Source organism: Syntrophorhabdaceae bacterium (assembly GCA_028713955.1).
GTDB lineage: Bacteria > Desulfobacterota > Syntrophorhabdia > Syntrophorhabdales > Syntrophorhabdaceae > UBA5609.
Window position 1 is genome coordinate 1 of sequence record JAQTNJ010000119.1, and the last position, 9,611, is coordinate 9,611.

At 46.2% G+C, this 9,611-nt stretch carries 8 protein-coding genes and 1 pseudogene; all 9 read left to right on the forward strand.

Going from position 1 to position 9,611, the window contains the following annotated elements:
* Positions 1-533: 533 nt before the first annotated feature.
* The 9 genes and pseudogenes from PHU49_10550 (at position 534) to rpoD (ending at position 9,472) form a co-directional block, all read left to right on the forward strand.
* Positions 534-665, forward strand: a complete 132-nt coding sequence (locus PHU49_10550) for an OadG family protein (GenBank protein MDD5244444.1) — start codon at positions 534-536, stop codon at positions 663-665.
* 112 nt (positions 666-777) lie between these two features.
* Complete coding sequence (locus PHU49_10555; protein MDD5244445.1) at positions 778-2,070, forward strand: adenylosuccinate synthase; 1,293 nt, start codon at positions 778-780, stop codon at positions 2,068-2,070.
* A 207-nt stretch (positions 2,071-2,277) separates the two neighbouring features.
* Entirely contained in the window at positions 2,278-2,949 is a 672-nt protein-coding gene (locus PHU49_10560) for a glycosyl hydrolase 108 family protein (protein ID MDD5244446.1), read from the forward strand.
* 290 nt (positions 2,950-3,239) lie between these two features.
* Positions 3,240-3,449, forward strand: coding sequence for a 30S ribosomal protein S21 (gene rpsU / locus PHU49_10565; GenBank protein ID MDD5244447.1), 210 nt, complete (start codon positions 3,240-3,242; stop codon positions 3,447-3,449).
* On the forward strand, positions 3,449-3,898 hold the full coding sequence (locus PHU49_10570; GenBank protein MDD5244448.1) for a GatB/YqeY domain-containing protein: 450 nt from the start codon (positions 3,449-3,451) through the stop codon (positions 3,896-3,898). Before rpsU ends, PHU49_10570 begins: the two co-directional genes overlap by 1 nt.
* A gap of 15 nt (positions 3,899-3,913) precedes the next feature.
* On the forward strand, positions 3,914-6,208 hold the full coding sequence (locus PHU49_10575) for a Smr/MutS family protein (protein ID MDD5244449.1): 2,295 nt from the start codon (positions 3,914-3,916) through the stop codon (positions 6,206-6,208).
* Entirely contained in the window at positions 6,205-7,917 is a 1,713-nt protein-coding gene (gene dnaG, locus PHU49_10580; GenBank protein ID MDD5244450.1) for a DNA primase, read from the forward strand. The genes PHU49_10575 and dnaG overlap by 4 nt, the downstream gene beginning before the upstream one ends.
* A gap of 10 nt (positions 7,918-7,927) precedes the next feature.
* Positions 7,928-8,221 (forward strand): annotated as a pseudogene (locus PHU49_10585) (sigma-70 factor domain-containing protein).
* A gap of 459 nt (positions 8,222-8,680) precedes the next feature.
* On the forward strand, positions 8,681-9,472 hold the full coding sequence (rpoD, locus tag PHU49_10590) for an RNA polymerase sigma factor RpoD (GenBank protein ID MDD5244451.1): 792 nt from the start codon (positions 8,681-8,683) through the stop codon (positions 9,470-9,472).
* Positions 9,473-9,611: the final 139 nt, after the last annotated feature.

Sequence of the window (9,611 nt, forward strand, 5' to 3'; positions counted from 1 at the left end):
TCCTCATAGAGGTTGTTGAACCGTACCTGCTCAAGATAGGTTTTGTCACACGCACCTCGCAGGGGAGAAAGGCCTCGGAAAAGGCATTTTCTCATCTCAATATCGCCATGAAAGGCAAGCAGGACACGCCGGGACTGTTCAATTCATAGCCCATCGCGACAACACAATATGGTAAACAGCCCGGTTGTTCCGGATACTTATAAACATGTTGACATTGCGTGACGGCAAGGATTAATATATACCCTGAATCTACAATTGAATATGCGAATGGGTTCAGAAATGTTTGTATAATTTCTGAAGTTCCTCCATAAGGGACGGTAGGGTCGCCGCCCGAAGATATAAAATTCTTCGAGTGGCGATTTTTTTACTGGGTATTGTATGACATAGGTGAGGATCCATAATCGAATATTCAAACGGGTTCAGGGGTGTCTTAATCCCTGAAGGTAGTAGACATGTCGGTCGGGCCGCCGCTTAAAGAGTGTTCTTTAAGCGGTGGCCTTTTTATTTACAAAAAAGGCAGGGAGGTGGACATTATGTGGTCAGAGGCTCTCAGGATAGCAGTCGTTGGTTTTTCTGTGGTGATTATAACGCTCGTGATCCTTGCCTTCAGTGTAAAGATCATGAGTTTCCTCTGTAAACTGTTCGAAAGGAAAAAGGGAAAGTAACCATCAGCCGTGAGCTATCGGTAGTATTCCTATTCTGCTTGATTTTGACCTGGAGGTATATTAAAGATATAGTGTCTTGCAGAGGGGGAATAAAGAACAGAGGAGATGAGCCATGGCAAATGTAGGGGTTATCGGACTCCAGTGGGGTGACGAAGGGAAAGGAAAGGTCATTGACTATCTGAGCGATTATGCTGATGTGATCGTACGGTTTCAGGGCGGTCCCAATGCAGGGCATACTATCGTTGCCAATGGACAAAAGGTCATACTCCATCTTACCCCGTCAGGCATACTCCGCGACAATAAGTACTGTGTCATCGGAAACGGTGTTGTGCTTGACCCTGCGGTGCTCGAACAGGAGATCACGGAACTCAAAAAGCTTGGATTCATCAAAGACGACAAGAAGCTCTTGATAAGCGGCCTTGCCCATGTCATCATGCCCTATCACAAGAAGCTCGATGCCCTGAAGGAGTCGAAAGGCACAAAGAAGATCGGGACAACAGGAAGGGGCATAGGCCCTGCATACGAAGACAAATCAAGCAGGCTTGGGATCAGGGTTATCGATCTGCTTGACAAGAAGGTCTTTACAGAGAAGGTGAAACAGAACCTCGAGACCAAGAATTACATTATCAAAAGATATTACAAGGATGAAGGTTTTAAGCTGAGGCAGATCATAAAGGATTACAGTCAGTACAGGAAACTGTTGCGGAAATATACGTCGGATACTGTTTCGTTCCTCCATAAATGTCTGGACAGAAAAAAGGCCATACTCTTTGAAGGCGCCCAGGGAACGTACCTGGATGTTGACCATGGAACATATCCCTATGTGACATCTTCGAATACGATGTCCGGGAACATGTCCTGTGGTTCAGGGCTGCCGCCTACAAGCATAGATCGTATTGTCGGGATCACCAAGGCGTATACAACGAGAGTTGGCGAGGGGCCCTTCCCGACAGAATTGACAGGTCCCGAAGGCGAGCTGATGCGCACACTGGGTGATGAGTTCGGTGCAACGACCGGGAGACCCAGGAGATGCGGGTGGTTTGACGCGGTGATCGTAAAGAGGGCAGTGAAACTGAACGGCGTCACAGGACTGGCCCTCATGAAACTTGATGTCCTCGATACCTTCGAGAAGATCAATGTCTGCGTAGAGTACAAGATCGGCAAGCGATATTATTCCGAGCCGCCAATGGATATTCAGGACTACTATCGGAGCGAACCCCGGTACGAGCAGCTTGATGGATGGAACCAGTCCATCCGCGGCGTCAAACAATATGAAGACCTTCCTCCCAACGCGAAGAGATACCTCAAAAGGCTTGAAGAACTGACCGGTGCACGTATCGACATCATATCAACCGGCCCTGAAAGAGAAAGCACGATCGTCCTGAAAAATCCTTTTTCAAGCTGACAGCCATCAGCAAAAAGCAGGTTAAGGTTCAGGCTAAGGTTAAGCTAAACCTGATTCTCCTCAACCTTAACCTGATCCTTCTCCGGGTGTCATTTTCCCGACGCATCTTCCGCCCCATCCCCTGTATCTTGAAGGCATTCCATCGCTATTAATCGTAAAATACAGGCGATTCAGATACTGGCACAGATGTTGCAAAAATAATTTCCAATGGCATCTTATTTAGACCTTGTCGATTCCGTCGTTGTATTGCAGAAGATGCGCGCAGCGGAGAGAGGCGGACGGTTAACAGCGTTCAACAGGTCAAAAAATCTTCATTTCAATGAACTTCTGCGAAAATCCATGGATCAGAAGGCACTGCAGGGAACCCCTTTCAGGCAAGACCCGGCGGATACGTCCGGCACAATGCCTTCCGATGAGAACAAGAGATTTGCGGACTGCCTCAAGTTCGTACTTGCGAAAGAGGGCAGCCGCTACGTACATGAGGATGGGGGAAAAGAATCATCAAGATACGGGATACTGCAATCTACGGCCCGGGAGCTCGGGTACAAGGGTAATATAAAGAATATAACAAAGACGGAGGTTGAGATGATCTATCGTAAGATATGGGACAAATCAGGGGCCAAAGACCTGCCGTTCCCGCTCTGCCTGGTGCATTTTGACACATATGTGAACAGTCCGGCCATGGCGAAGAAGATTCTCGATCAATCAAAAGGGAACGTGGAAGCCTACCTGAAGCTGAGGGAACAGCGGTATGTGCGGCTTGCCGCCTTGAGGCCTGAGGTTTACGGAAAATATCTTAACGGTTGGAAGAACAGAGTGAACAGCCTTAGGACCATGGTTGCTGAATACAAAGGGATACACAACGTTGCCCGAGGGTGACGCTAAAAAGATCTAATAACCAATAACCAAATCCCAATCACCAATTAATACCCGATAATCTAATGATCGAATACCCAAACGGGAAAAACACCCCAAAAGTCTCTGTTTGGTTATTGAATATTGGTTATTATCTGGTGATTGGTTATTGGTGTTTGGTGATTCTCTTCCGATTTGTTTCCATATACATAGACTATAAATGTATTGACTTCTGACTGTGCTTTGGGTTTAAATTGATGGTTTAAATAAAGTAAATAAGGCAGAGTTTTGCATATGGAGGGAGGGAAAGATGAATGACAGCAGTTATTGTAAGAGAAGGCGAATCATTTGAGAGCGCGTTAAAAAGATTTAAAAAACAGTGCGAAAAGACAGGGATACTGTCGGAGATCAAGAAGAGAGAACATTTTGAGAAGCCCAGCGTGAAGAGAAAAAAGAAGATACTGGCGGCCAAGAAAAGGGCTTTGAAGAAGCTGAAAAGAACAATGGACAAAGGCCTCTATTAATGGATCACAGATCGAAGATAGAGGAAGGACTTAAACAAGCATTAAAACAAAAAGACAGCTTGAGAGTATCCGTGCTGCGGATGCTCTTGGCTGCCATTAAGAATAAAGAAGTCGAAAAGATCAGGGCATTATCAGAAGACGAATTCTTCGCGATCGTCAAAACATCTATTAAGCAGCATTTCGATTCCATTGAAGGATTTAAAAAGGGTCAGAGGTTTGACCTCGTTGAAAAGGAAGAAAAGGAACTGCAGATCCTCAAGGAATTCCTGCCCTCTCAGCTCACCGAAGAGGAGATGGCAGCGGGCATAGATGAAGCTATAAATACGGTGGAGGCGAAGGGCCAGAAAGACATGGGGAAGGTTATCAAGTTCCTTATGGAAAAACATCCAGGGAGGATCGACGGAAAAGTACTTAGCGCCATGGTGCTTAAAAGACTATCTTCACAGTAGGTAGTCAAGCCATCTATGGTTGATAAAACCTTATCATACCTCGATTTTTTAAAACTCCTCAATATCATTGTCCAGTATTCTTCAACACCCTTTGTTCACGACCTTATTGCCGGCATAAGGCCGCTGAAAACGTGTGCAGAGATTACCGAAAGGCAGGAGAAGATCGATGCCCTCCTCGAGGTGATCAAATGGGATGGCAAGGTCCCCCTTTCGGACATCCCCGATATAGGGGATATTGTGAGGAGGGTCTTTATCAGGGACTCTGTCCTGGAGGCGCAGGAACTGCTTTTAACGGCAGGGTTTAACAGGGCCTGTGATGACATCCTTTCCTTTTTAAAGAGGACACACAACAAGAAACCTTTTATATCTGAACTCCTCGAGAGGATAAAACGCCTGACAGCGCTCCATGCGAAGATATCCAGGGCGATCAATATCGAGGGATACATCGAAGACAGCGCGTCCTACGAATTATCAAGGATACGTACGGACCTCTTTATGCTCCGCGAAAGGATCCGGAAACAGCTCGAAAAGATCATGGAAAAAGAGCCTGTGCGCCCGATCATCCAGGATTTTTATATATCCCTCCGCAACAACAGGTACGTGATACCTCTGAAGCCGAATTTCAACGAGGTCCTGAAGGGGATCGTTCACGACTACTCCCATACACTGAAGACCTCCTTCGTTGAACCTGTTGAGTGCGTGGAGCTGAACAACAGCATCAATATCCTCATTGATGAAGAAAGAGAGGAAGAGAAGAGGATACTGAGGGACCTTACGGAGTCTGTCAGGGAATCTGCCCAGGATCTGAAAGGAAACCTTGCCGCGATACAGGAATTGGATTTTTGTCATTCAATAGCACTCTTCGCCATTGAGTACGGTTGCACGCGGCCTGAGGTAACAGAGAACATGGGAGGCATAGACATCAGGAACGCCGTGAACCCCTTTATCGTTATATCGAAAAAGAACGAGACGGTGCCTGTTGATATAACGATGGGGAGCGACAAACGGGTGATGATCATCAGCGGACCGAACGCGGGCGGAAAAACCGCCGCCCTCAAGACGATAGGTCTCCTGTCTGTTATGGCAAAGAGCGGTCTGTACATACCGGCGTCGGGTACGCCTGTGATCCCTTTATTTTCAAATATCTTTGCGCTCATCGGCGACGAGCAGGACATCACCATGGAACTGAGCAGTTTTACGGCACATATGTACGCGATCAAAGACCTTTACAACCATGCCGACGGGGATGAACTGGTCCTTATTGACGAGATCGGCGGGGCTACTGAACCACAGGAGGCATCTGCCATCGCAATGGGCGTCATCGACGCCTTCATGGAGAAGGGTTGCAGGGTGGTAGTAACCACCCATCTTAATCTTTTAAAGGCCTATGGATACACGCGCTCCTTTGCGATCAATGTTGCCACAGCCTTTGATATGGACAGCTCAAAACCGCTTTATAAGCTGCTTTATGGAACTGCGGGGTATAGTAATGCGATCCATGTGGCAAAGAACATAGATGTCCCGTCGAAGATCATTGAGAAGAGCTATGAATACCTCGGTAAACAGGAATACATGCTGAACAGCCTTATCAGTTCCCTTGAAACTGAAAAAAAGAATATGGTCGAGGAAAGGAAAGAGCTGACCGGGCTGAAGGAAGAGTTTAAAAAGAGGCTTTCGCTTTTGAAGGAGAAGAGAGAGGAATATATACAAAAGGTAGAGGAAAAATGCCGGAGCAGGCTCTCGGAAATGGAGATTGAGATAGAAGAAATTAAAAAAGAGGTTGCAAAAAAGGAAAGAGCGTCTATAACAAGAAGTAAGGGGAAATTGAAAAACCTTAGAAAAAGATTTCTAAGGGAAGAGATTCCTGAAGAAGAAAAGATAGCCATAGGGGACTTTGTCAAAGTCAAAACCCTGGGAAGCAGTGGATATGTCATCGATGAGGACAGGGAAGGTGAATCCTGCGAGGTAGTAATAGGCAATGTCAGGACAAAGATAAAGAAGGTCTACCTCCATAAGATAACCCCCGAAGGCAGACCCCCCCAGATAAATCCTATTCAGATAGATGTCCAAAGGATAGAAACCCCGCAACTGAACATCATGGGTCTGCGGGTCGAAGAGGCCTTGAAGGAACTGGACATCTTTATCGACCGGGCAATGGTTCAGGGCGTGCCGTCGGTAAAGATAGTCCATGGCATAGGAACAGGGAGGCTCATGCAAGCCGTAAGAAGTCACCTCTCTGACGCCGGTTACAGCAAGAAGGTACGTGGTGATGAAAAAAATGCAGGCGTTACGATAGTAGAGTTGATATGAAGACTACCCTTGAAGAATTACTCGAGAGGATCAACATCCTTGATGTAGTCTCTCAGTATGTTAAATTAAGAAAAGCAGGTAAGGATTACATGGGGTTATGCCCATTTCACAAAGAGAAATCTCCTTCATTTACAGTAAGTACTGAAAAACAAATATATTATTGCTTTGGATGCCGTGAAGGAGGGAATGCGATCAATTTCCTCATGAAATATGAAAACCTGAATTTTCAGGAGGCCCTGGAGAGTCTTGCGAAGGAATACGGCGTAGAGATACAAAGGAGGGGTGATCCGCGAAGGGCAAGCAACTTCGATGCCCTTGCAAGGCTTTCAGAATATTATTTTGATAACCTGAAGAATGCCCGGACAACCCTTCAATACCTCAACAAGAGGGGGATCGATGAGGAGACGATACAGGAATTCAGGATCGGTTACAGTGACCCCTCAGGCAACAGGTTGAAGGCCTTTCTCAAGGATTCCGGCATCCCCAATGATGTCTATCTGGGTACAGGTATTGTACGGATGAAGGACAGGGACCTCTATGATATGTTCAGGGGACGGGTGATCATCCCGATCTTTGATGTGAACAAAAAGGTCATCGGGTTTGGCGGGAGGACCCTTGAGAAAGAAGGTGTGCCCAAGTATATCAATTCACCGGAATCATCGGTGTTTTCGAAAAGGACAGCGTTGTTCGGTATTGATAAGACGCGGAAGCACATTGCTGAGCAGAATGAGGTCTTTATCGTGGAAGGGTATTTTGATTTTATCGCCCTGTATAGGCATGGTTTCCGGAATATCATTGCTACGTTGGGGACTTCGGTGACAGAACAGCAGGTCACGAAATTAAGGAATTACACGAATAATGTTACCCTCATGCTTGACGGTGATGAGGCCGGGATAAAAAGTGCGTTGCGGCTTATCGGGATGTTCGCGGAGATGGATCTTAACGGCGCCATGGTCCTCCTCCCCGGAGGGCATGACCCCGATAGTTTTGTCCGGCAAGAGGGTGCTGAAGCAGTGAGGGACGTTATCAAGACAAAAAAGCCGATCCTCGACTATTACTTTGACTATCACATGAAAAAGGAAGGAATAAAGACCCTCGAAGGAAAACAGTCACTGATCAAGGTCGTTATGCCCTATATAGAGATGATCCATGACGGCGTAAAAAAAAGACTCTACATCAAGAGGCTGTCAGAGCTTACGGGCGTTGAGGAGACCCATTTTACGCGTTATGACCGGGAAGGGGAAGGTGAAACTACCCCCGGAGAGGCCGATTCAGTGAATATCATAGGCAAAAAGGTTGTCAGTGCCTTTATTCAAAATCCCGATCTACTGGAATTTTTTAAAGGAAAGGAGGTGATAGAATACGTCAGGGATGAGGATGTAAAAGAGATACTGGTAAAGATGCTGGACAGTTATACCGAAACGAAGCAGCTGGAGATGAAAAGCTTTATTGAGGTCCTCGAAAAGGAGAAGTTGAAGGAATTTGTTCTCAGTGCAGCGTTTGACACGGCGGAGTTTGGCGATGATGAACTGGAAAGGGTATTGCTCGATTATTTCAAACATCTTAAAAAACAATTCATCAGGGAAGAATCCAGGAAGATTACGGAACAGCTGTCAGAAGCAGAAAAAAGGGGAGATGAGGGGGCGATTATGGAGTTACTTGAAAAGAAGAGGCAGGTTCTAACAGTTATAAAAAATAATTTTTTATAGTGAGGTGACCATGCCTGAAAAAGTGAGGAGGTTGTTTCCTTATGAGGAGCAAACGGATAATAAGGAGCTTTATGTATTAATCTCAAACAGTGACAAGACAGAAAGCCTGCTGGATGATATTGAATTGTTCGACATCGAGAGTGAAGGTAATATCAATGCCATTGACAACAATGGGATTGAAGAGGTGCTGAGTGAAGAGCTTGACCCCTACAATGGGGAACTGGTCAATCCGATACGCCACTATATCAAAGAGATGGGGGGTATGTCGTTACTGACGCGGGAAGGAGAAAAGGAGATTGCCAGGAAGATGGAAGAATCAAAAGAGAAGATCAAGCAGATTATCCTATCTTTCCCCGGGACGGTAAAAGAGTTGCTTAATGCCCTTGTAGCGCTTAAGACTTCAAAAACAACGGTAAAAGATATAACCATGGAAGTGGACGATGAAGAGGAGATGGACACTGAGCTTGAATTTCAGAAAGAGAGGGTCATGGCGCTCCTGGAGAAGCTGAAAGATGCCCATGCCAGCTCTGCACAAGGCAGCCCCAGGGCGAGAGAAAGATACCGGCAAGAGGTGCAGGGGATCATTACAGAGATAAATCTGAGCAGAAAGATCGTCGATAAGATCATACAGAGAATGAGGCGCTATCTTGAGAGGATAGGAAAGATAGAACATGAGATTGAGAAGTGCAAGAATCTAAAAGGGCGGGAAAGGCAGAAAAATCTGGCGTTGATGAATGCGAGGAAGGCAAAGTTTGAACAGGAAATGGGCATTACGGCGCGGGAATTGAAGAATAATATAAAGCATATCGGAGCTGCTGAGCTGGGCTTTGCCGGCGCCAAAAATGAATTGGTAAAGGCGAATCTAAGGCTTGTTGTAAGCATCGCCAAGAGGTATATCAACAGGGGACTCTCTCTCCTTGATCTGATCCAGGAGGGGAACATCGGTCTCATGAAGGCCGTTGACAGGTTTGAATACAGAAGGGGCTATAAATTCAGCACTTATGCTACATGGTGGATACGGCAGTCTATTACGAGGGCGATAGCAGATCAGGCCCGGACAATAAGAATTCCGGTTCATATGATAGAAACAATCAACAAGATCATCAGGGTTTCAAGGGGGCTTGTTCAGGAACTGGGGAGAGAACCGTTCCCCGACGAGATAGCCGAGCGCATCGGTTTTTCAGCGGATAAAGTGAGAAAGGTTTTGAGGATCACCAAGGAACCTATCTCCCTCGAAACCCCGATCAACGATGACGAGGATACTCATCTTGCTGATTTTATTGAGGATAAAGGAACTCTGACGCCGCAGGATTCAGCAATATTCGATGATATGATAGAGCATTTGAATACGATACTTGCTACCCTGTCGCCGAGAGAAGAAAGGGTGGTAAGGATGCGCTTTGGTCTCGGTGAAAAACATGATCACACACTTGAAGAGGTTGGTCAGGTCTTCGATGTAACACGGGAAAGGATAAGGCAGATAGAGGCAAAGGCACTGAAAAAGCTGCGACACCCTACAAGGTCGAAGCAACTCAGGTGCTTTGTGGAGATCTAATACCGAGCTGCTTTCATTCATGCAGCTTCGTTGCCTTCGTCGTCATCGACTCGACGTACTAAAATGTACGCCTCCGTCGCTTCCTCCTCGTCGCCTCGCTTCATTTTTGAATGCAACTCGGTATAATAGATTTTCCAGC